Source organism: Massilia sp. CT11-108 (genome assembly GCF_047302915.1).
GTDB lineage: Bacteria > Pseudomonadota > Gammaproteobacteria > Burkholderiales > Burkholderiaceae_D > Telluria > Telluria orientalis.
On record NZ_JBKYMO010001389.1, the window covers coordinates 1 to 323 of the forward strand.

At 63.8% G+C, this 323-nt stretch carries 2 tRNA genes; both read left to right on the forward strand.

The window, feature by feature from the left end:
• A tRNA-Asp gene (locus ACEN88_RS34945) sits at nt 1-77 on the forward strand.
• 170 nt (nt 78-247) lie between these two features.
• A tRNA-Asp gene (locus ACEN88_RS34950) sits at nt 248-321 on the forward strand.
• The last annotated feature ends 2 nt before the right edge of the window (nt 322-323 follow it).

Below are 323 nucleotides of genomic sequence, written 5' to 3' on the forward strand. Positions count from 1 at the left end.
GGAGCGGTAGTTCAGTTGGTTAGAATACCGGCCTGTCACGCCGGGGGTCGCGGGTTCGAGCCCCGTCCGCTCCGCCACGGTTTAGCAGACGTAGTGTTGCCCCTGCGGGCAACACGGTTTAGGGATCGAAGGGAATCGCTTGCAAGCGATTCCGCGGCCGGCGGAACGTCGGCGAGCCCCGTCCGCTCCGCCACGAATCGCAAGCCTTGTCGGCATTCGATTTCGCGGTTGCGAAATACAAGAATTCGGAGCGGTAGTTCAGTTGGTTAGAATACCGGCCTGTCACGCCGGGGGTCGCGGGTTCGAGCCCCGTCCGCTCCGCC